Origin of the sequence: Stenotrophomonas sp. AS012628 (genome assembly GCF_010608305.1) — a bacterium.
GTDB classification, from domain to species: Bacteria; Pseudomonadota; Gammaproteobacteria; order Xanthomonadales; family Xanthomonadaceae; genus Stenotrophomonas; species Stenotrophomonas geniculata.
In genome coordinates, this window is sequence record NZ_VMBJ01000245.1 from 1 (window position 1) to 233 (window position 233).

1 protein-coding gene is annotated in these 233 nt (G+C 69.5%); it reads left to right on the forward strand.

The annotated features are described in order from the left end of the window. Window positions 1-233 (forward strand): ABC transporter permease subunit (locus tag G5A07_RS21775; protein WP_191864024.1); only part of this gene is annotated, 233 nt, incomplete at both ends.

Genomic DNA, 233 nt, shown 5'->3' on the forward strand with positions numbered 1-233 from the left:
CTCCGGCGTTCCAGTTCCTGCGGATGATCTCGCCGCTGTCGTGGATGCCCATCGCGGTGATGCTGATGGGCGTGGGCGACCAGCCGATCTATTTCCTGCTGGCCTTCGCCGCGCTCTGGCCGATCCTGCTGAATACCGCCGCCGGCGTGCGCCAGCTCGACCCGCGCTGGCTGCAACTGAGCCGCAGCCTCGCCGCCACGCCCTGGGAAACCCTGCGCCGGGTGATCCTGCCG